The 21,195-nt window shown below is 37.4% G+C and carries 23 protein-coding genes; 19 read left to right on the forward strand and 4 right to left on the reverse strand.

Features of this window, described 5'->3' with window-relative positions; all coding sequences use genetic code 11:
• Positions 1–13: 13 nt before the first annotated feature.
• Positions 14–1,456: a methyl-accepting chemotaxis protein gene (locus tag KQI83_RS03275; RefSeq protein WP_216554729.1), complete on the reverse strand. Its 1,443-nt coding sequence runs from the start codon at positions 1,454–1,456 to the stop codon at positions 14–16.
• Between the two features lie 202 nt (positions 1,457–1,658).
• On the opposite strand from KQI83_RS03275, the gene prmA reads away from it, so the two are divergent.
• From prmA to thiI, 4 genes are all read left to right on the forward strand, one after another.
• A complete protein-coding gene (prmA, locus tag KQI83_RS03280; protein ID WP_216554730.1) occupies positions 1,659–2,612 on the forward strand; it encodes a 50S ribosomal protein L11 methyltransferase in 954 nt (317 codons plus the stop codon).
• A 26-nt stretch (positions 2,613–2,638) separates the two neighbouring features.
• Positions 2,639–3,370, forward strand: a complete 732-nt coding sequence (locus KQI83_RS03285) for a 16S rRNA (uracil(1498)-N(3))-methyltransferase (RefSeq protein WP_216554731.1) — start codon at positions 2,639–2,641, stop codon at positions 3,368–3,370.
• 14 nt (positions 3,371–3,384) lie between these two features.
• On the forward strand, positions 3,385–4,539 hold the full coding sequence (locus tag KQI83_RS03290; RefSeq protein ID WP_216554732.1) for a cysteine desulfurase family protein: 1,155 nt from the start codon (positions 3,385–3,387) through the stop codon (positions 4,537–4,539).
• Between the two features lie 65 nt (positions 4,540–4,604).
• Entirely contained in the window at positions 4,605–5,792 is a 1,188-nt protein-coding gene (gene thiI / locus KQI83_RS03295; RefSeq protein ID WP_216554733.1) for a tRNA uracil 4-sulfurtransferase ThiI, read from the forward strand.
• A gap of 101 nt (positions 5,793–5,893) precedes the next feature.
• On the opposite strand, the gene KQI83_RS03300 is transcribed toward thiI, so the two are convergent.
• On the reverse strand, positions 5,894–6,130 hold the full coding sequence (locus KQI83_RS03300) for an HPr family phosphocarrier protein (RefSeq protein WP_216554734.1): 237 nt from the start codon (positions 6,128–6,130) through the stop codon (positions 5,894–5,896).
• Between the two features lie 227 nt (positions 6,131–6,357).
• Between KQI83_RS03300 and mtaB the strand changes: the two genes are divergently transcribed.
• The 11 genes from mtaB to KQI83_RS03355 all read left to right on the forward strand — a co-directional run bounded on the left by mtaB (position 6,358) and on the right by KQI83_RS03355 (position 14,645).
• Positions 6,358–7,665: a tRNA (N(6)-L-threonylcarbamoyladenosine(37)-C(2))-methylthiotransferase MtaB gene (mtaB, locus tag KQI83_RS03305; protein ID WP_216554735.1), complete on the forward strand. Its 1,308-nt coding sequence runs from the start codon at positions 6,358–6,360 to the stop codon at positions 7,663–7,665.
• Positions 7,666–7,751: 86 nt separating this feature from the next.
• Positions 7,752–8,015 (forward strand): IreB family regulatory phosphoprotein, encoded by a 264-nt coding sequence (locus tag KQI83_RS03310; RefSeq protein WP_216554736.1) that lies wholly within the window; start codon positions 7,752–7,754, stop codon positions 8,013–8,015.
• Positions 8,016–8,025: 10 nt separating this feature from the next.
• Positions 8,026–8,457 (forward strand): Holliday junction resolvase RuvX, encoded by a 432-nt coding sequence (ruvX, locus tag KQI83_RS03315; protein ID WP_216554738.1) that lies wholly within the window; start codon positions 8,026–8,028, stop codon positions 8,455–8,457.
• A 39-nt stretch (positions 8,458–8,496) separates the two neighbouring features.
• Positions 8,497–8,757, forward strand: a complete 261-nt coding sequence (locus KQI83_RS03320) for a DUF1292 domain-containing protein (RefSeq protein WP_216554740.1) — start codon at positions 8,497–8,499, stop codon at positions 8,755–8,757.
• Between the two features lie 30 nt (positions 8,758–8,787).
• Positions 8,788–9,246 (forward strand): Fur family transcriptional regulator, encoded by a 459-nt coding sequence (locus KQI83_RS03325; protein WP_216554741.1) that lies wholly within the window; start codon positions 8,788–8,790, stop codon positions 9,244–9,246.
• Between the two features lie 34 nt (positions 9,247–9,280).
• Positions 9,281–10,954 (forward strand): ribonuclease J, encoded by a 1,674-nt coding sequence (locus KQI83_RS03330; RefSeq protein ID WP_216554742.1) that lies wholly within the window; start codon positions 9,281–9,283, stop codon positions 10,952–10,954.
• Between the two features lie 8 nt (positions 10,955–10,962).
• Entirely contained in the window at positions 10,963–11,289 is a 327-nt protein-coding gene (locus tag KQI83_RS03335; protein WP_216554743.1) for a YlbF family regulator, read from the forward strand.
• A 30-nt stretch (positions 11,290–11,319) separates the two neighbouring features.
• Complete coding sequence (locus tag KQI83_RS03340) at positions 11,320–11,703, forward strand: endolytic transglycosylase MltG (RefSeq protein ID WP_216554745.1); 384 nt, start codon at positions 11,320–11,322, stop codon at positions 11,701–11,703.
• Positions 11,700–12,356, forward strand: a complete 657-nt coding sequence (locus KQI83_RS03345; RefSeq protein ID WP_216554747.1) for an O-methyltransferase — start codon at positions 11,700–11,702, stop codon at positions 12,354–12,356. Before KQI83_RS03340 ends, KQI83_RS03345 begins: the two co-directional genes overlap by 4 nt.
• Positions 12,353–13,588: a peptidase U32 family protein gene (locus KQI83_RS03350; protein WP_216554749.1), complete on the forward strand. Its 1,236-nt coding sequence runs from the start codon at positions 12,353–12,355 to the stop codon at positions 13,586–13,588. The genes KQI83_RS03345 and KQI83_RS03350 overlap by 4 nt, the downstream gene beginning before the upstream one ends.
• Position 13,589: 1 nt before the next feature.
• Positions 13,590–14,645: a lactonase family protein gene (locus KQI83_RS03355; RefSeq protein ID WP_216554751.1), complete on the forward strand. Its 1,056-nt coding sequence runs from the start codon at positions 13,590–13,592 to the stop codon at positions 14,643–14,645.
• Positions 14,646–14,769: 124 nt separating this feature from the next.
• On the opposite strand, the gene aroC is transcribed toward KQI83_RS03355, so the two are convergent.
• The gene (aroC, locus tag KQI83_RS03360; RefSeq protein ID WP_216554753.1) at positions 14,770–15,891 is read right to left on the reverse strand and encodes a chorismate synthase; all 1,122 of its coding nucleotides are present in this window, start codon (positions 15,889–15,891) and stop codon (positions 14,770–14,772) included.
• 151 nt (positions 15,892–16,042) lie between these two features.
• Between aroC and tgt the strand changes: the two genes are divergently transcribed.
• Positions 16,043–17,179: a tRNA guanosine(34) transglycosylase Tgt gene (gene tgt / locus KQI83_RS03365; protein ID WP_216554754.1), complete on the forward strand. Its 1,137-nt coding sequence runs from the start codon at positions 16,043–16,045 to the stop codon at positions 17,177–17,179.
• A 98-nt stretch (positions 17,180–17,277) separates the two neighbouring features.
• A complete protein-coding gene (yajC, locus tag KQI83_RS03370; RefSeq protein WP_216554755.1) occupies positions 17,278–17,589 on the forward strand; it encodes a preprotein translocase subunit YajC in 312 nt (103 codons plus the stop codon).
• A 149-nt stretch (positions 17,590–17,738) separates the two neighbouring features.
• On the opposite strand, the gene KQI83_RS03375 is transcribed toward yajC, so the two are convergent.
• Positions 17,739–17,981, reverse strand: a complete 243-nt coding sequence (locus KQI83_RS03375; protein ID WP_216554756.1) for a hypothetical protein — start codon at positions 17,979–17,981, stop codon at positions 17,739–17,741.
• A 117-nt stretch (positions 17,982–18,098) separates the two neighbouring features.
• Between KQI83_RS03375 and KQI83_RS03380 the strand changes: the two genes are divergently transcribed.
• On the forward strand, positions 18,099–18,743 hold the full coding sequence (locus KQI83_RS03380) for a vitamin B12 dependent-methionine synthase activation domain-containing protein (RefSeq protein WP_216554757.1): 645 nt from the start codon (positions 18,099–18,101) through the stop codon (positions 18,741–18,743).
• 9 nt (positions 18,744–18,752) lie between these two features.
• The gene (locus tag KQI83_RS03385) at positions 18,753–21,134 is read left to right on the forward strand and encodes a homocysteine S-methyltransferase family protein (RefSeq protein ID WP_216554758.1); all 2,382 of its coding nucleotides are present in this window, start codon (positions 18,753–18,755) and stop codon (positions 21,132–21,134) included.
• Positions 21,135–21,195 lie beyond the last annotated feature (61 nt).

Raw genomic sequence — 21,195 nt, forward strand, 5'->3', positions numbered from 1 at the left:
ATGCAATAGAAAATTAATCTTCTGTAAAGTGTGATTCTAAGTCAGAAGAAAGGTTAGAAAGAAGTTCAATCTCAGAAGAAATGTTCTTGATGGAATCATTTTGGGAAGAGATAGTTTCTGTAATATTTTGAATTGTAGCGGAATTTTCTTCTGAAGTAGCAACCAGTGTTTCGATTTCATTTTGAATATGGTTGAAATGATCCTTTACATGGTCAATGATTTGATATTCTTCAGCTACAATTTTGTTTGCATCCTCTGTGGTAAGATTGATGTTGGTAAAGACATTTAAAAGTCCATCCACAACCTGTACACTGGAGGCAGCTTCTGTTGCGCCGGCGGTGATTTCCTTAGATACATGGCTGGTAGTATCTACTAGCCAGCTTAAAATTCCTTGGATATTATTTGCAGCTTTGGAACTTTCTTCCGACAAGCTTCGGATTTCATCGGCAACAACAGCAAATCCACGTCCGTGTTCACCGGCTCTGGCAGCTTCAATGGAAGCATTTAAGGAAAGTAAGTTAGTCTGAGAAGCAATAGAATTGATTTCATCCAAAATAGAGTTGATTTTGCTCATTTCAGTTAAAAGGGAATCTGTAGATTCTCTGGCAGCGTTTACTGTTTGTTCCATAGTAAGAATAGATTTTTTTGCGTCAGAAACAGCAACATTTCCATCAGAAACGGCATCTTGTACCTTTTTAAATCCATCATCTAATTGAACGGCTAGTTCATGGTTGTGATTGATTTCAGCAGTAGCAGCATGAATTTTATCCATAACAATAACCGTAGCATTGGTGGTATCTTCTACCACTTGTCCCATTTGTTGCGCAGCAGAATGGACGTTGGTACTTCCATTGGCAAGCTCGTGAACAGCGGACATACTTTCGTGAATAGAAGAATTTAAGTTAGAAGAAATATGGTTGGCAACCTTTGAATTCTCCTGAACTATTTTTAAAGTGTTTTCCGTTCTTTGAACAATCTTAGAACCGCGACTAATAGCAAAGTAAAGAAGAATAGAAGTAACAACAAATAAAACAACTTTAGCGGTTGCTCCTGCAATAGTATAATCTGATCCATCAATTACTTTTGGATCAAATAGAAGACATAAAAGTGAAATAACAGAAAAAGGAATCGAAAAATAAATAATAATATTTTGAATAAAATAGGAAGTAGTCATAGCAAGTAATACATAGTTTGTAATATATGCAATAGAGTTACCACCTACAATAGAAGCGAAAATCAAAGTAGCAATTGCAGGTGGGAAAATAAGCATTAAAGCCTTTTGTGTTTCATTTAGCGGTGCAGCATAGCCAATAGTAGAAATCACACCTGCAATAAGTACGGTGAGCATTCCGGAGATACCCTTGGTAGAAAATCCAAATCCAACTAAGGACAGAATACATAGGGCAACAATGGAGCACCAGATGATAATTAAATTGTTCTTGTGTAGTTTTTTCATAATAAATAATCTCCTCTTCTTTAGAAAAACGATTACATGCTTGGGGGTTACAAAAATAAAAATCCGGTTCCTATTATAGTAGCCATACGGAAATAAAACAAGGTGTTTTTGGTGATTTCTTGCTTTTTCCGGGAAGGTATGGTACTATTATGAATAGTTTTGTCCGTTAATCATAAATTTTAGGAAGTAAGAGGAAAAGAGAATGAAGTGGAGTAAATATACCATTAAGACCACAACAGAAGCAGAAGATTTTGTAAGCAGTATGTTAGCTGATTTGGGTGTAGAAGGTGTGGAAATAGAAGACAATGTACCATTATCCTTAGAGGATAAGGGAGAAATGTTTATAGATATTCTTCCGGAACTTCCACCAGATGAAGGAATCGGCTATGTGAGCTTTTTCTTAGATTCTGATGACGATAATGAAGAATTACTTGCAAAGGTCAAGGAAGAATTGGAGAACCTTCGCGTTTTTGTAGAAGTGGGAGAAGGAACTATTACAGAAAGTGAAACAGAAGATAAGGATTGGATTAACAATTGGAAACAGTATTTTAAATCCTTTGCCATTGAAGATATTTTCATCAAACCGACTTGGGAAGAAATGCCGAAGGATGCCAATTATGAATGTACCATTGAGATAGATCCGGGAGCATCTTTTGGAACAGGAAAGCACGAGACAACCCAGCTTTGTATTCGTCAGTTACGCAAATATATGAAGGACGGAGATAAGGTATTAGACGTAGGATGCGGAAGTGGAATTTTATCTATTGTATGCCTAAAACTTGGAGCAGGACATGTAGTAGGAACAGATATCGATCCTATTTGTATGGATTCTGCAAAGGAAAATATGAAAGTAAATCACTTAGAAGAAAATCTGTTTGATTTCTATCATGGAAACCTTATTGATGACAAAGAGTTACAGGAAACAGTAGGAACAGAATGTTACGATATTGTAGTTGCAAATATTTTAGCAGAAGTAATTATTCCCATGGCACCGGTAATCCCTGCAAGATTAAAAAAGGGTGGAATTTTTATTACATCCGGAATCATTGATTTCAAAGAACAGGTAGTAAGAGAAGCGATAGAAGCCCAGGGACTTGAAATCTTAGAAATCAATCATCAGGGAGAATGGGTCAATATTACTGCAAGAAAGAACTAGGTCAGCGAAGACAGTAGGAGAGAAGCATGTTTCAGTTTTTTGTAGAGCCAGAGCAGATTCGGGAAGACATTGTAATAATAACAGGTAGTGATGTAAATCATATTCGCAATGTTTTACGCATGAAGTCAGGAGAACAGGTTCGAATTAGCGATAATTGTGGCGGTGACTATTTGTGTGAGATTCAGGAAATAACAGCAGAACAGGTAGCACTTCATATATTAGAAACTTGTGCGAATACGGAACTTCCGGTGAAAGTCACATTGTATCAGGGATTGCCCAAAAGCGATAAAATGGAATTAATTATTCAAAAGGCAGTAGAACTGGGAGTGAGTGAAATCGTACCGGTTTCCATGAAAAACTGTGTAGTAAAACTAGACGAGAAAAAAGCTAAATCTAAGCAGAGTCGTTGGCAGAGTATTGCAGAAAGTGCTGCAAAGCAGTCAAAGCGAAGTGTAATCCCTACAGTGGGAGCAGTAATGACTTTTGCACAGGCAGTAGAACAGGCGAAAAATATGGATGTACGTCTAGTGCCTTATGAACAGGAACGAGGAATGGCATATACCAGAGCGAGCCTTGACAGTATAAAAAAAGGTGATGAAGTGGCAATTTTTATAGGACCGGAGGGTGGATTTGCACCTTCAGAAATAGAACTGGTAAGAGATGATATGAAGTTGATTTCTCTGGGAAATCGTATTTTAAGAACAGAAACAGCAGGACTTGCAACCCTTGCTATGTTGATTTTTGCAATAGAAGATTAGAAAGAGTGAATAGAATGGAAGCATATTTTGATAATTCGGCAACTACAAAATGTTCTGCAAAAGCAGTAGAACTTATGACAAAAGTGCTGTTGGAGGATTATGGAAATCCATCTTCTTTACATTTAAAGGGCGTAGATGCAGAAGATTATATCAAAGAGGCACGAAACCGAATTTGTAAGACAATGAAAATCAATGAGAATGAATTGATTTTTACTTCTGGTGGAACAGAATCGAACAACTTGGCAATCATAGGTGCGGCTATGGCAAATAAGCGTAGCGGAAAACATCTGATTACGACCAAAATAGAACATGCAGCTGTAGGAAGTCCTATGAAGTTCTTAGAAGAACAGGGATTTACAGTGACATATTTGGACGTGGATAAAGACGGAATCATTTCTCTGGAAGAATTAGAACAGGCAATTACACCGGAAACCATATTGGTATCTATTATGTATGTAAACAATGAAATCGGTGCAGTAGAGCCTATTGAAGAAGCTGCTAAAATCATAAAAGAGAAAAATCCAAATACATTGTTTCATGTAGATGCGATTCAGGCATATGGAAAATATCAGATTTATCCAAAGCGTATGGGAGTTGATATGATGTCTGTAAGCGGACATAAGATTCATGGACCAAAGGGAATCGGATTTTTGTATGTAAAAGAAAAAACAAAGCTAAAACCGATTATATATGGCGGAGGACAACAAAAAGGAATGCGTTCCGGAACAGAAAATGTTCCGGGAGCAGCAGGACTTGGACAGGCTGCTATGGAAGCATATGAGAACTTTGCTGAGAAGCAGAATTATTTATATGAGTTAAAACAGGCGTTCATTGAAGGAATTGAAGATTTTGAATGGGCACATGTAAATGGAAAAACGGGAAGAGACAGTGCACCACATATTGTAAGTGTCAGCTTTGATAATGTTCGCAGTGAGGTGTTACTTCATACATTGGAAGATAGAAATATTTTTGTTTCAGCAGGAAGCGCATGTTCTTCCAATAAACCGGCGGTAAGCGCAACATTACAGGCGATTAAAGTAAAAAAGGAATACTTGGATTCTACGGTGCGATTTAGTTTTTCTACAGAAAATACCATGGACGAAGTAGATTATTGCTTGGAAGTGTTAGGAGAAATTGTACCGGTATTACGAAGATATACACGTCATTAGAAGCACCCTTCGGGTATACCTGTATGGCGTTGAAAGCACGCCGATATAGTAGAAAGGAAAGAAATATGTTTAAAGCATTTTTAATTAAGTATGGAGAAATTGGAATCAAAGGGAAAAACCGCCATTTATTCGAAGATGCCTTAGTGCATCAGATAAAATATGCACTTAAGCCGGTGGATGGTGAATTTCTGATTACAAAAGAGCAGGGACGTATCTATATTGAAACATTAAGTGACTATGATTATGAAGAAACCATGGAGAGCTTGCAAAGAGTATTTGGTATTGTAGGAATCTGTCCGGTTGTTCAGGTGGAAGATGAAGGATTTGAAAAATTAGCTGCGGATGTAATTGATTATATCAATAAGCGTTATCCGGATAAAAAGAAAACCTTTAAGGTAAATGCAAGAAGAGCAAGAAAGAATTATCCTATGACATCCATGGAATTAAATGCAGCGTTGGGAGAAAAAATCATAGATGCATTTCCTGAAATGACAGTAGATGTACACAATCCGGATATTATGTTGAATATTGAGATTCGTAAGCAAATCAATATTTATTCTGAAATTATTCCGGGACCTGGAGGAATGCCGGTAGGAACCAACGGAAAAGGAATGTTATTACTATCCGGTGGAATTGACAGTCCGGTTGCAGGATATATGGTAGCAAAACGTGGCGTAAAAATTGATGCAGTATATTTCCATGCACCACCATATACCAGTGAACGAGCAAAACAAAAGGTAGTAGATTTGGCAAAAATCGTAGCAAGATATACCGGACCAATTCATTTAAAGGTGGTTAATTTTACAGATATTCAGTTGTATATCTATGAAAAATGCCCACATGATGAATTAACCATTATCATGCGCCGTTATATGATGAAAATAGCAGAACATTTTGCAAAAGAGACAGGTTCTTTAGGATTGATTACCGGAGAAAGTATTGGACAGGTAGCAAGTCAGACCATGCATTCTCTGGCAGCAACCAATGAAGTATGTACTATGCCGGTATACCGTCCGTTGATTGGATTTGACAAACAGGAGATTATAGAAGTATCGGAAAAAATCGGAACCTATGAAACTTCGATTTTACCATTTGAAGATTGCTGTACAATTTTCGTGGCAAAGCATCCGGTGACAAAACCAAATGTCAATATTATTAAACGTTCTGAAACAAAACTTGCAGAAAAAATTGATGAAATGATGAAAGAAGCTATTGAAACAGCAGAGACCATTGTGGTAGAAGGAGAACTGTAAGAAATACCCTTTGTTGCGGTTTTTTCAAGTTCTGCGTAAAAGAAAAGGGTTATCACACAAGCAATATTGCAAAATGTGACAACCCTTATCAAATGCGAAATCTAAACCATGTAAGGTTTTAAAATCTCTAAAATTTCATCCATGTTTGCTTCAGAATCAGCATGAATTGCTAAATCGATTGGCTTGGATAAATCTAAACTGAAGATACCCATAATGGACTTTGCATCAATGACATATCTTCCGGAAATTAAATCAAAGTCAGTTTCGAACTGAGTGATTGCGTTTACGAAAGATTTTACTTTGTCAATAGAATTTAAAGAAATCTGTACTGTTTTCATGTAAAAGCCTCCTTCATTATAATTGATAATATATTTGAAAAGATATCAAATATTTTCTTTATAGTATCGTCTTTTGAACGAAAAGTCAATAGCACCATAACCAATTTAAAGAAAGAAAAAAGGCGGATTTTTCGGCAGATTTACTCAAATATAAATTTAGCAACAAAAACATTAAATTTATCTGGAATACAAGCAGAAAAAATAAGAAAAAGAAAGGAAACTGTGAAATGAAAAAAGCAGCATTACACAATCTTGGATGTAAGGTAAATGCTTATGAGACAGAAAGTATGCAGCAGTTGTTAGAAGAAGCAGGATATGAAATTGTACCCTTCGACCAAAAGGCAGATGTGTATGTAATTAATACCTGTTCTGTAACAAATATTGCAGACAGAAAATCACGGCAAATGCTTCATCGGGCGAAAAAAATGAATCCGGACAGTGTGGTAGTGGCAGCAGGATGTTATGTGCAAACTTCAAGGGAACAGGCAGAAGCAGACGAAGCTATTGATATTCTGATTGGAAATAATAAAAAGCATGAACTTCCAAAACTTTTGGAACAATTTTTCGCAAAGGAAAATGAAAAAACAACAGAAGTAGAAGATATTGCAAAAGATAGATCTTACGAGACATTAAATTTAAATAAGACCGCAGAACATACCAGAGCTTTTATAAAAGTGCAGGATGGATGTAACCAGTTTTGCAGTTATTGTATCATTCCTTATGCAAGAGGAAGAGTCAGAAGCAGAGAATTATCAGATGTTTTAAGAGAAGTAAAAACATTAGCGCAAAATGGTTATCGTGAAATAGTATTAACAGGAATACATTTAAGCTCCTATGGGGTAGATATCAACGAGACACTGCTGCATTTAATACAGGAAGTACATGAAATTCAAGGAATTGAGCGGATTCGTTTAGGTTCCTTAGAGCCAAAGATTGTAACAGAGGAATTTGCAAAAAGTTTGTCAGAGCTTCCCAAAGTATGTCCACATTTTCATTTATCATTGCAGAGTGGATGCGATGCTACCTTAAAGAGAATGAACCGAAAGTATACTTGTGAAGAGTATGCCTTAGGGTGTGAACTTTTACGAAAGTACTTTGAACATCCGGCAATTACCACAGACGTTATTGTTGGATTTCCGGGAGAAACAGAAGAAGAATTTGAGACAACCAGAAAATTTTTAAAAAGCATTGATTTTTTTGAAATTCATATTTTTAAATATTCTGTGCGAAAAGGAACAAAGGCAGCAGAAATGAAAGACCAGGTGCCGGAAGAAATAAAGACACAAAGAAGTGATAAATTATTTGAAGATTTAGCACCGATGAATCGTGAATTTTTAGAATGGCATATTGGAAAAAAAGCAGAAGTTCTAATGGAGGAAAAAGTAACCTTCAGTGGCAAAGAATATTTCATGGGACATACCAAAGAATATGTAAAAATAGCGGTTCCTTATAAAGAAAATTTAGAAAATAAATTAGTAACAGGAACGGTAAAAGGAATATTAAAAGAGCATATCTTATGGATGGAAGAAAATTAACGTTGAATTTTCTAACCATATATATTAAAATAGATAATAGAAATATTTTTTAGAACGAAAGAGCAATAAATTAAGGGCGTGAAATTATGCAGGATAAAAGTAATACACAATATTTTAAAGTGGAAAAAGAGCAGCAGATAAAAGTTGATGAAGTGCTGGAAATCGTATATAGTGCGTTAAAAGAAAAGGGATATAATCCGGTGAACCAGATTGTGGGTTATATTATGTCAGGAGACCCTACTTACATTACCAGTCACAAGAATGCCAGAAGTCTGATTATGAAAGTAGAAAGAGACGAACTGGTAGAAGAGATTCTGCGGCAATATATCAAAAGTAATTCCTGGGAGTAGGAGGAAATATATGAGAATTATGGGACTGGACTTTGGTTCCAAGACAGTAGGTGTTGCGGTAAGTGATGCCTTATTAATAACTGCCCAGGGAGTAGAAATCGTACGTCGAAAGTCACCTGGAAAGCTTCGACAGACCCTTGCAAGAATACAGGAATTGGTGGAAGAATATCAGGTAGATAAGATTGTACTTGGATTTCCAAAGAATATGAACAATACCGAAGGGGAACGTTGTGAGAAGACCTTAGAGTTTAAAGAGATGTTAGAAAAGCGATGCGAATTAGAGGTCGTTTTATGGGACGAGAGGCTTACAACTGTTGCAGCAGATCGTGCTATGATGGAAGGCGGAATACGCAGAGAAGAACGGAAACAGTATGTAGATAAACTGGCAGCAGTATTTATTTTGCAGGGATATTTGGACTCTCAGGCATTTGAAAAGAAATAATTTGGAAAGATAGGAAAGATAGAATAAGAGGAATAAAATATGGAAAAAGTAATATTTCAGGCTCCCGACAGTGACGAGAGTATAGAATTTTATGTAGTAGAACAGACACGCATCAATGGAACAGATTATTTGTTAGTGTCAGTAGAAGAAGATGGAGATTCTGATGCATTTATATTAAAGGATGTATCAAAGCAGGAAGAAGAAGATTCTGTGTATGAAATGGTGGAATCTGAGGAAGAATTGGAATATATCTCCAAAATTTTTGCGGAAATTTTAGAGGATGTAGATATCACATTATAATAAGCGAATTTTACAGAAAGGTGTTTCAGGATGCTTCAGGACGATTTTAAGAAAATATTAAAAGAAAAAGGGCTTAAAATAACGAAACAGAGAATGGTGGTATTGAAAGCTCTTGCATCTTGTGAAGATAAACATCTGACTGCGGAAGAAATATATGAAATAGTAAAAGCGGATTTCCCGGAAATCGGACTGGCGACTGTTTACAGAACCATACAGTTGTTAGTAGGGCTTGACTTGGTGGAAAGTATTCAATTAGGTGATGGGTATGTGCGTTATGAAATTGGAAAGTTTCAGGGAGAAGAGACACATCATCACCATCATTTAATATGCTTAGAATGCGGAAAGATTATTTCTTTCCGAGATGATCTGTTGGATGAATTAGAGGCACGGATAATGGAATCAGCCTCTTTTCAGGTTATCAACCATGAAGTAAAGCTTTACGGCTATTGTAAAGAATGTTTGGAAAAGCGACAGAAGAGCCAGTCATAAGATGCGGTGAAATGGCAACTTATGGAGGTGCAATTTGAAGAAACAACAAACAACAAATCATTCAAAATTAAAAATTATTCCATTAGGCGGATTAGAGCAGATTGGAATGAACATTACTGCCTTTGAATATGAAGACAGTATTATTGTAGTAGACTGTGGATTATCATTCCCGGAAGATGACATGTTAGGGATTGACTTGGTAATTCCGGATGTTACTTATTTGAAAAACAATATTGATAAAGTAAAGGGATTTTTTATTACCCATGGTCATGAAGATCATATCGGTGCGATTCCGTATGTATTAAAGGACATCAATGTTCCGATTTATGCTACCAAGCTTACCATTGGTATTATTGAAAATAAATTGCGTGAGCATAACATGCTGACAAAGGTAAAACGTAAGGTAGTAAAATACGGACAGCATATTAATTTGGGATGCTTCCGTGTGGAATTTATTAAAACAAATCATAGTATTCAGGATGCGGCAGCACTTGCTATTTACTCCCCGGCGGGAATTGTGGTGCATACAGGAGACTTTAAGGTGGATTATACACCGGTATATGGTGATCCAATTGATTTACAGCGTTTTGGAGAAATTGGGAAAAAAGGCGTACTTGCCTTGATGTGTGACAGTACCAATGCGGAACGTCCGGGATTTACAAGTTCAGAACGTACCGTAGGTAAAACCTTTGATAATATTTTTGCAGATCATCCAAACACTAGAATTATTATCGCAACTTTTGCATCTAATGTAGACCGTGTACAGCAGATTATTAACTCTGCTTACAAGTATGGCAGAAAAGTAGTTGTAGAAGGTCGTAGTATGGTAAATATTATCAATACAGCAATTGAACTTGGATATTTGCAGATACCAGAAAATACGTTGATTGATATTGAACAGTTGAAAAATTATCCGGATGAACAGACAGTGCTTATTACAACAGGAAGTCAGGGAGAGTCTATGGCAGCATTATCCCGTATGGCATCCAATCTGCATAAGAAGGTAACAATTAAACCGGGAGATACTATTATTTTCAGTTCCAACCCAATCCCGGGAAATGAAAAAGCAGTTTCAAATGTAATCAATGAGTTATTTATGAAAGGTGCAGAAGTTATTTTTCAGGATGCACATGTATCCGGACATGCTTGTCAGGAAGAGATAAAGTTAATTTATTCTTTAGTAAAACCCAAATATGCGATTCCGGTGCATGGGGAATATAAGCATTTGACAGCGCAGGCGAAAGTTGCAGAAGAATTAGGAATCAATAAGGATAACATATTTATTTTATCTTCTGGCGATGTGTTAGAACTAGATGAAGACGGAGCAGCTGTAACCGGTCAGGTTCCAGTAGGTGATATTTTAGTAGATGGTCTTGGTGTAGGTGATGTAGGAAACATTGTATTAAGAGATCGTCAGCATTTAGCAGAAGATGGTATTATTATCGTAGTAATGACATTAGAAGCCGGCAGCGGACAGGTATTAGCCGGACCGGATATTGTAAGCCGTGGTTTTGTGTATGTAAGAGGTTCTGAAAGTCTTATGGATGAAGCAAAGCAGGTATTAGATGATACCATGGAACATTGTATGGAAAAAAATATTACAGATTGGGGTAAAATTAAAACTTCGATTAAAGATGATTTAGGTGAATTTGTCTGGAAAAAGACAAAGAGAAGACCAATGATTATGCCAATTATTATGGAAGTGTAGGGATGTGTATGAGTCGGGTAGATGAATGTATTGGACTTTTGGTAGAAGCATTAAAAGAAAGTCCAGAGTATCAAAAATATCAGGAAATGCGTGGAAAGATTCATCAGGATCCGGAAAAAGAGCGACAGGTAAATGAATTTCGAAAGAGAGCATATTTGTTGCAAAATAGCAGAGAGCAGATTGACCTGTTTAACGAGATTGATCGTTTACAGGAAGAAGCTGCGCCTCTGCAGGCACAGCCCGATGTAAGTGAATATTTGGCAGCAGAGCTGGCGTTATGTCGTATGGTGCAACATATTAATTACCGCCTGATGCAGGAAATAGATTTCGATTAAGAAAAGTCAATTGGGAGAGTGAGGGATAGGATGAAAAGCAAAACAACAGCGTTACATCTCATGGGATTTATTTTAAATATATTGATGATGGTTTTAGTTGTATTTGTAGTAATACAATTAGCAGCCGTTGCTTATAATTTGGGGTATCGTGTTTTTACAGAACCGGCAATGGACGAATCTCCGGGAAGAGATGTTATGGTAGAAGTGGATCAAAATATGTCTGACTGGGATTTGGGAATTGAATTAGAAGAAAAAGGATTGGTAGAGAATCATTTGCTCTTTACCATACAATTAAAACTATCTTCTTACAAGAAAGATATTAAACCAGGGTTATATACCTTAAATACGTCCATGACTGCAAAAGAGTTAATGCAGGTTATGGCGAAGGAAGAAAACGAGGAAATTGACGAATGATAGTAGAAGAACGTCTGATTACCTATATCAATTCTCTGGATAATGGGAATACGGAATTTTTAGAAGAAATAGAAAAAGAGGCACGCAAAAACTATGTGCCTGTTATACGAAAAGAAACACAGAATTTATTGAAACTCCTGCTTGCCATGAACCGCCCAAAACGTATCTTAGAGGTGGGAACGGCAGTGGGATTTTCTGCATTGTTAATGGAAGAGTATAATCCGGTAGCATGTAAAATTACTACCATTGAAAATTATGAGAAAAGAATTCCAATTGCAAGACAAAACTTTTTGTCCGCAGGCAAGCAGAATGTGATAGAATTATTAGAGGGAGATGCAGCAGAAGTTTTAAAAACATTGCAGGAACCCTATGATTTTATTTTTATGGATGCGGCAAAGGGGCAATACATAAATTTTTTACCGGAAGTCATGCGTTTGTTAAAAACAGGCGGGGTACTGGTATCAGATAATGTATTGCAGGATGGAGATATTATAGAGTCTCGATTTGCAGTTACCAGAAGAGACCGCACCATTCATAAAAGAATGCGGGATTATCTTTATGAGATTACCCATATGGAAGAACTGATGACATCGGTATTGCCTGTGGGCGATGGGGTAACAATCAGTGTGAAAAAGGAAGGAAATAAAGTATGAGAAAGCCAGAATTGCTTGTTCCGGCAAGCAGTCTTGAAGTATTAAAAGTTGCAGTTATTTTTGGAGCAGATGCCGTGTATATCGGTGGTGAAGTATTCGGACTTCGTGCCAAGGCAAAGAATTTTTCCAAGGAAGATATGAAAGAAGGAATTGCATTTGCGCATGCACATAATGTAAAAGTGTATGTAACGGCTAATATTCTTGCACATAATTATGATTTAGAAGGTGTGAGAGAATATTTTGAAGAATTGAAAGAGATAAAGCCGGATGCACTGATTATTTCAGATCCCGGAGTATTTACCATAGCCAAGGAAGTCTGTCCGGAGATTGAGATTCATATCTCTACTCAGGCAAATAACACCAATTACGGAACCTATCAGTTCTGGTACAAGCAGGGAGCAAAACGAGTAGTTTCAGCAAGAGAGTTATCTTTAGCAGAAATTAAGGAGATTCGCCAAAATATTCCGGAAGAAATGGAAATCGAAACATTTATTCATGGAGCAATGTGTATTTCCTATTCTGGTAGATGTTTACTTAGCAATTTCTTCACCGGACGTGATGCAAATCAGGGAGCATGTACACATCCTTGTCGCTGGAAGTATGCAGTAGTAGAAGAAAAACGTCCGGGAGAGTATTTACCGGTATATGAAAATGAGCGAGGAACTTATATTTTCAATTCCAAGGATTTATGTATGATTGAGCATATTCCGGAAATGATAGATGCAGGTGTAGATAGTTTTAAAATTGAAGGCAGAATGAAAACAGCATTGTATGTTGCAACAGTGGCCAGAACTTATCGCAAAGCTATCGATGATTATTTAGAATCAGAAGAAAAGTATCGTGAGAATATGCCGTGGTATTTAGATCAGATTTCCAACTGTACCTATCGTCAGTTTACAACTGGATTTTTCTTCGGAAAGCCAAGTGAAGAGGCACAGATTTACGATAGCAATACCTATGTGAAAGAGTATACTTATCTTGGAATTGTAGGAGAACAGAATGCACAGGGATTTTACAGAATTGAACAGAGAAATAAATTTTCTGTTGGGGAAGAAATCGAAGTAATGAAGCCAGACGGCGATAACATCACTGTTACAGTAAAAGAAATACAGGATGAAGAGGGCAATCATATGGAATCTGCACCTCATCCAAAGCAAGTACTATATATTGATTTAGGGTATCCATTAGAAAAGTTTGATATATTACGCAGACAGGAGAAGGAGGAAATGTAATATGAGTCAGGAGAAGTATGTAGCTTATGTGGGTACATATACCCATGGAAACAGTGTTGGAATTCATATCTATGATGTAGATGTGGAGCAGGGGAAAATGGAAGAAAAAAAGGTGGTTCCAATCAATAATCCGTCACATTTGACGGTATCGGCAGATGGAAAGTTTTTATATTCCATTGCAGATGAAGGTGTGGCAGCATTTAAGATTCTTCCGGATGGTGATTTAGAGCCAATCAATGAAAAATGGATTGGTGGTATGCGTGGCTGTTATGTAGAAGTAGACAAAGAGAACAGATACTTGTTTGTAGGTGGATACCATGATGGCCGTGTTACTATGATGAATATTGAAAAGGATGGAAGTATTGGTGAAATTGCAGATGGTATTTTCCATACCGGAATGGGAAGAAGTATTGCAGAGCGCAATTACCGTCCACATGTAAACTGCGTAAAACTTACACCACATGAAAACTATCTTTGTGCAGTAGATGGTGGATTAGATCAGGTAAAGATTTATAAAATTGACCGCAAAAATGGAAAACTTAAAATGGCAGATATTCTTAGAGAACATCTAGAGTCAGCACCTAGAATGATTCGTTTTTCTAAGGATGGCAATTATGCTTATGTATTGTGTGAGGAAAGCAATGCCATAGATGTGTACCGATATGCATGTACACAGGATGGTCCACAGTTTGAAGAGGTTCAATCTATTCCAACTGTAGATGCCCAAGAAAAGGCAAATTGCGGTGCATCTGATATAGAAATAACAGAAGACGGAAATTATCTGTTTTGTTCCAATGCAGGAGTGAATACCGTAGTAATTTATCAGATAGATAAAAAGACGGGTATGTTAGAAGAAATATGTGATTCCAAGATTAGTGGAAACTATCCAAAGAGTATTGCGGTATTCCCGGATGACAAGCACTTTGTAAGTTTGAACCACGATACCAATCAAATTACAATTTTCGCAATGAATTATGAGAAGAAATACTTTTTGATGGAAGGAAAGCCAATTTCCATTGACCAGCCAAACTGTATTTATATTCATAAGTTAGGATAAAACAAAGCGTCCTATGATATAGAAAATAAGAAAAGAGCCACATGACAACCGGAGTAAAAACACAGTTGTTGTGTGGCTCTTATTTACGCAAGTAGCAATGAAAAACTTTTATGTAGATAAGGGTTTAATATAATTTCTCTAAGTTTTCTACCTTACTTCCTATATTGCAAAGCAGTGCATCTAAAATAGTCAAAGCTGCCATAGATTCTACTACTACTACAGCTCTGGGAACAATAATCGGGTCGTGTCTTCCGTGAATGGAAATATCAATTTCTTCGCCGGATTTATTTACCGTTTGCTGTGTAGATGCAATAGAAGGAGTTGGTTTAAAAGCAGCACGGAAGATAACAGGTGCTCCGTTACTGATTCCACCTAAAATACCGCCGGCATGATTGGTAGCGGTAGTAACTTTTCCAGCCTTCATACGAAAAGCATCATTGTTTTCAAGACCGGTAGCAAAAGCAACACCGAAGCCGTCACCGATTTCAAATCCCTTTACAGCTCCAATAGAAAAAATAGCTTTTGCAAGGTCTGCATCTAATTTATCAAAGACAGGGTCACCAAGTCCGGCAGGAACTCCGGTGATAATACATTCTACAATACCACCGGCAGAAGTTTGCTGTGCAATACAGTCATCTAAAAAGTCTTGTGCTTTTGTGGAAGCATTATCTTCCGGCATGTACAGCGGGTTAGAAAGAATTTGCTGTTTTAATGTGCTCATATCCTCTTGTAATAATTCATCTGCCGTTTTTGAAATACTTACCGGACCGATAGAACGAGAGTAGGTAAGAAATGAGATGCCAAGTTGTGCTAATAGTTTAGCGGCAACAGCTCCGGCAGCTACGCGACCAATGGTTTCACGACCGGAAGAACGACCGCCACCACGGTAGTCGCGAAATCCGTATTTCATATCAAAGGTGTAGTCTGCATGACCTGGACGATAATAAGTAGCAATATCGCCATAATCCTTTGAACGTTGATTCTCGTTGAAAACAACTAGACTAATGGGGGTTCCGGTTGTTTTTCCCTCAAATACACCGGAAAGAATCTGAACGGCATCATCTTCCTTGCGTGGGGTAGAGTAGCGGGATTGACCCGGTTTTCTGCGATTTAAAAATGCTTGTATATCTTCTTCACAAAGAGAAAGTCCCGCAGGGCAGCCATCAATAACAACGCCGACACCTTTTCCGTGGGATTCCCCCCATGTGGTAATTTTGAATTGTGTTCCAAAAGTTGAACCAGCCATAGCAACCTCCTATTTTGTATAATGTCTAAAGCATACTTATTTTATTATAATAAACCTTTGAAAAAAAGAAAAGTATTTTGTTGAGAAAGTGGAAGAATTTTGATATAATCGTTACTGTTCATATTATTGTTTATTATGGAAAGGAAATCATATGTATAAGTTATTAAAACAGGAAGGCAGAGCAAAGCGTGGAGAATTTCATACAGTACATGGTGTGATTCAGACACCGGTATTCATGAATGTTGGAACAGTAGCAGCCATAAAAGGTGCAGTATCTACGCAGGATCTGCATCAGATAAAAACACAGGTAGAATTATCCAATACCTATCACCTTCATGTAAGACCGGGAGATGAGAAAATTAAGGCAATGGGTGGTTTGCATAAATTTATGTCATGGGACAAGCCGATTTTGACAGATTCCGGCGGATTTCAGGTATTTTCTTTAGCAAAGCTTCGCAAAATCAAAGAAGAGGGAGTATATTTTAACTCCCATGTAGATGGACGTAAGATATTTATGGGACCGGAGGAAAGTATGCAGATTCAGTCTAATCTGGCATCTACCATTGCAATGGCATTTGATGAATGTCCGTCCAGTGTGGCAGAACGTTCTTATGTAGAGAATTCAGTGGCGAGAACCACACGTTGGTTGGAACGTTGTAAGAAGGAAATGGCAAGATTGAATAGCTTAGAGGATACCATTAATAAGAATCAGTTACTGTTTGGAATCAATCAGGGAGCTATTTTTGAGGATATTCGTATAGATCATGCAAAGCGTATTTCTGAATTAGACTTAGACGGTTATGCAATTGGTGGATTAGCTGTTGGAGAGTCTCACGAGGAAATGTATCATATTCTGGATGTAACAGTGCCGCATCTTCCGGTAAATAAGCCGACTTACCTGATGGGAGTGGGAACCCCTGCCAATATTTTGGAAGGGGTAGAACGCGGAGTAGACTTTTTCGATTGTGTATATCCAAGTAGAAATGGCCGTCACGGTCATGTCTATACAAACCATGGGAAATTAAACCTGTTCAATCAGAAATACGAATTAGATACCAGACCGATTGAAGAAGGATGCCAGTGTCCGACCTGTCAGCACTACAGCAGAGCTTATGTTCGCCATTTGCTGAAGGCAAAAGAGATGCTTGGAATGCGTTTGTGCGTACTTCATAATCTTTATTTTTATAATAATATGATGGAAGAAATTCGAGATGCCCTAGATGAAGGAAGATTCCATGCTTATAAGGAAGAAAAACTTTATCAGATGCAGCAGGGTGAAAACAGTTAAATCTAAAATAAGTATAAAATATTAGAAAATGACTTGCCCTTATATTATATTTTGTGTACAATAAAAGAAGTGTATTTATAGATGCAGGAGGAAGAAAAATGTCTATTTTAGCAACACAGAGCAGTGGTGTAGGTATTGGAATGTCCGTTTTATGGATTGTAATTATGTTTGTGGCATTATATTTTATGATGATTCGTCCACAGCAGAAGGAAACAAAAAAGAAAAATGCTATGCTTGCAGATTTAGCAGTTGGAGATACTGTTCTTACAACCAGCGGATTTTACGGAATGGTAATTGATATTAACGATGACACAATTATCGTGGAATTTGGTAATAACAAGAACTGCCGTATTCCAATGCAGAAGGCAGCAGTTTCTATGGTAGAAAAGCCAGAAGACGCAGCTGAATAAGAAGTGTAAGTAATACAAGACCTACAAAATTAATATGATTCCCCTTAAGGAGACAAGGTAAATAACCAAAATCTACTTAAGGGGAATTTCTTATATCATAGGAAATAACGCTCGGACTCTTTTAAAGTAATATACTAAAAAGTTCTGATTTATTTCGATTCTTTTTGTTTTTTAGACACCAACATATCAATCTCCACATCATTTGGTTGCGTTAGTACGCTGTGGGGAAGGAAGTCATAAGTATCAAGATAAGAATCTAATTCTGCGCTGGTTTGTGGTGGAGTAGGAACAACTCCGGTACAATCTGTAACAGAAGATGCCTTGGTATAGTTATAATTTTGAGATAAATCGGGTACAGGATGTTTAGAAGAAAAATTGTTTTTATCACTCATGTTTCAATACCTCTTTTTTGCTAATAATGTATAAAAGTAGTATGGAGGGAACGTTTGACTTTTATGCGCTAAATCGTTATAATTATGTGAAATGTGTAATAAAGACAGGATAGGAAAATGAAGGTAGATAAAAAGGAAACATTGAGATACTTAGGGTATCGGGGAAACACACCGGATGCTCAAATAGAAAAGTTAATTCAGGAAGTGACAGAAGAATTAGAGCGCGAAAGTCTCCCCAAAAGTGTATACCGTGAATTTCCATGTGAGGTTGTTGGAAATCAGGTGAAAATAGGTCCGTTTTCAGTAGAGAGTAATCACCTTTCTAAAAACTTACATGGGTGTGAAAGAGCGATTATATTAGCAGCAACCATTGGAAGAAGTGCTGATTTGCTGATAAAAAAATATTCCGTTATCAATTTGGCAAAGGCAACGATTGTTCAGGCAGCAGGAGCATCTGCAATAGAAAATTATGTAGATGAAGTAGAAGAGGAGATTCGGAAAAATGCAGAAGAACGAGGTTTTTATTTGCGTCCAAGATTTAGTCCGGGATATGGGGATTTTCCGTTGGAGTGTCAAAAAGAAGTGTTCCAGTTATTAGAGTGTAGTAAGCGCATTGGAATTACACTGACTAAGGGAAATCTTATGATGCCTACCAAATCTGTAACAGCAGTTATCGGACTTACCAGAGAAAAATATCAATCCTGTCATCAGAAAAATTGTAGTAGATGTGAAAAGACAGATTGTGAATTTAGAGAAGAATAGAGGAAACATATGGAATTTAAAGAACGTTTAGGAAAAGAAATTTTATTTTTTGACGGAGCAATGGGAACCATGCTTCAGGAAAGAGGATTGCAGACGGGAGAAATTCCTGAGTTGTGGAATGTAACTCACGAAGATATTATATTGGATGTACATAAGTTGTATCTAGAAGCCGGATGTGACATTGTAAAGGCAAATACCTTTGGTATTAATCCATTCAAAATGGAAGGGACAGGATATACCTGTGAAGAGTTGACAAAAAAAGGAATTGCACTGGTAAAAAGAGCAATCGCAGAGACAGGAAAGAAAGCCTATACAGCATTAGATATTGGTTCTTTGGGTAAATTATTAGAGCCATTGGGTGAATTGCCATTTGAAGAGGCATATGAGGCGTTTAAACCGGTATGTATTGCAGGAGAGCAGGCAGGTGCAGATTTGGTTTTAATTGAAACCATGAATGATACCTATGAGATTAAGGCAGCAGTATTGGCAGCAAAAGAAAACACTAATTTGCCGATAGTTGTGACGATGGTATTTGACGAAAGCGGAAAGCTTTTGACAGGAGCAGACATGGAAGCGGCAGTTGCAATGCTAGAAGGTCTCAGAGTAGATGCAATCGGTTTGAATTGTGGATTTGGACCGGATGTTATGAAAGAATTTCTTCCAAAGTTGCGGGAAGTATGTTCCGTACCGATTGTGGTAAATCCAAATGCAGGACTTCCGGTAGTAGTAGATGGAAAAACCTGTTTCCATGTAGGACCGGAAGAATTTGCAAGCATTATGACAGAAATTGCAGAGGAAGGAATTTCTGTCATGGGTGGATGTTGCGGAACAACACCGGCACATATCAAGGCATTGGTAGAAAGTTGTAAGGGAAAAAAGCCATTGGAGCTTTTTGATAAAGGACGTTCTGTGGTATCTTCTTATACCCATGCAGTAGTGTTGAATGAAAGACCGAAGATTATCGGAGAGCGTATTAATCCGACTGGAAAGTCCAGATTGAAACAGGCACTTCGTGAAAATGACTTAGAATATATTTACAAAGAAGCATTAGCACAGCAGGATATGGGAGCACATATCTTAGACGTAAACGTGGGATTGCCGGAAATTGATGAAGTAGAAATGATGAAATCAGTTCTTACAGGACTACAGGGCATCACAGACCTGCCTTTGCAGATTGATACTTCGGATATGGTGGCAATGGAACAGGGAATGCGTCTATATAACGGAAAGCCATTGATTAACTCTGTAAACGGAAAGAAAGAGTCTATGGATGCAGTATTTCCATTGGTTGCCAAGTATGGCGGAATGGTAGTTTGTCTGACATTGGATGAAAATGGAATTCCGGAAACCGCAGAAGGCAGAATTGAAATTGCAAAGCGTATCATTGCAGAAGCAGAACGCTATGGAATCCATAAAAAAGACTTATTAATGGATACTTTATGTATGACCATTAGTACCGGACAGGAAAATGCGAAAATTACATTAGACGCATTGGACTATGTGAGAAATACCTTAGGGGTACATACAACCTTAGGTGTATCCAATGTTTCCTTTGGACTTCCACAGCGTGAACTGGTAAATACAGCATTTTATACCATTGCATTATCAAGAGGATTAAGTGCGGGAATTATTAATCCAAACAGCGAAAAAATGATGGCAGCATATCATGCATATTGTGCATTAAATGCAAGTGATGTGCAGTGTGCCGATTATATTAATATCTATTCTCAACAGGCAGACGCACCGAAAAAGACATCAGATAAAAAAGAGGTTACGCTTTATGATGCAGTAGTAAGAGGATTGATTGACAGTGCTTATCAGGCAGCAAAGAAGGAATTAGAAACAAGAGAGCCATTAGCTGTCATCGACGAAGATTTGATTCCGGCGTTGGATAAGGTTGGACAGGGATTTGAGAAAAAGACCGTATTCCTGCCACAGCTTTTAATGAGTGCGGATGCAGCAAAAGCAGGATTTGATGCTATTAAGGAATTTTTACAGGCCAAGGGTGATGCTTCCGAATCCAAGGGAACCATCGTAATTGCCACAGTAAAAGGCGATATCCATGATATTGGAAAGAATATTGTAAAAGTATTGTTGGAAAATTACGGATTTGATGTAATAGACCTTGGAAAAGATGTTCCACCGGAAACAGTAGTGGAGACAGCAAAAGAGCATAATGTAAAATTAGTAGGATTAAGTGCATTGATGACTACTACGGTAGTAAATATGGAGACCACCATAAAGATGTTAAAGGAAGAATTACCTGACTGTAAGGTTATGGTAGGTGGTGCGGTATTAACCCAGACATATGCAGATATGATAGGTGCGGATTTCTATTCCAAAGATGCTATGGGTTCTGTACGTTATGCCAATGAACTATTTGGTGTATAAATATTTGCACTATCTTAACTTGTAATTTATGAAGTTATCAGATATAATGAGAAAAGAAAAA

Origin of the sequence: Roseburia sp. MSJ-14 (genome assembly GCF_018918225.1) — a bacterium.
GTDB lineage: Bacteria > Bacillota > Clostridia > Lachnospirales > Lachnospiraceae > Petralouisia.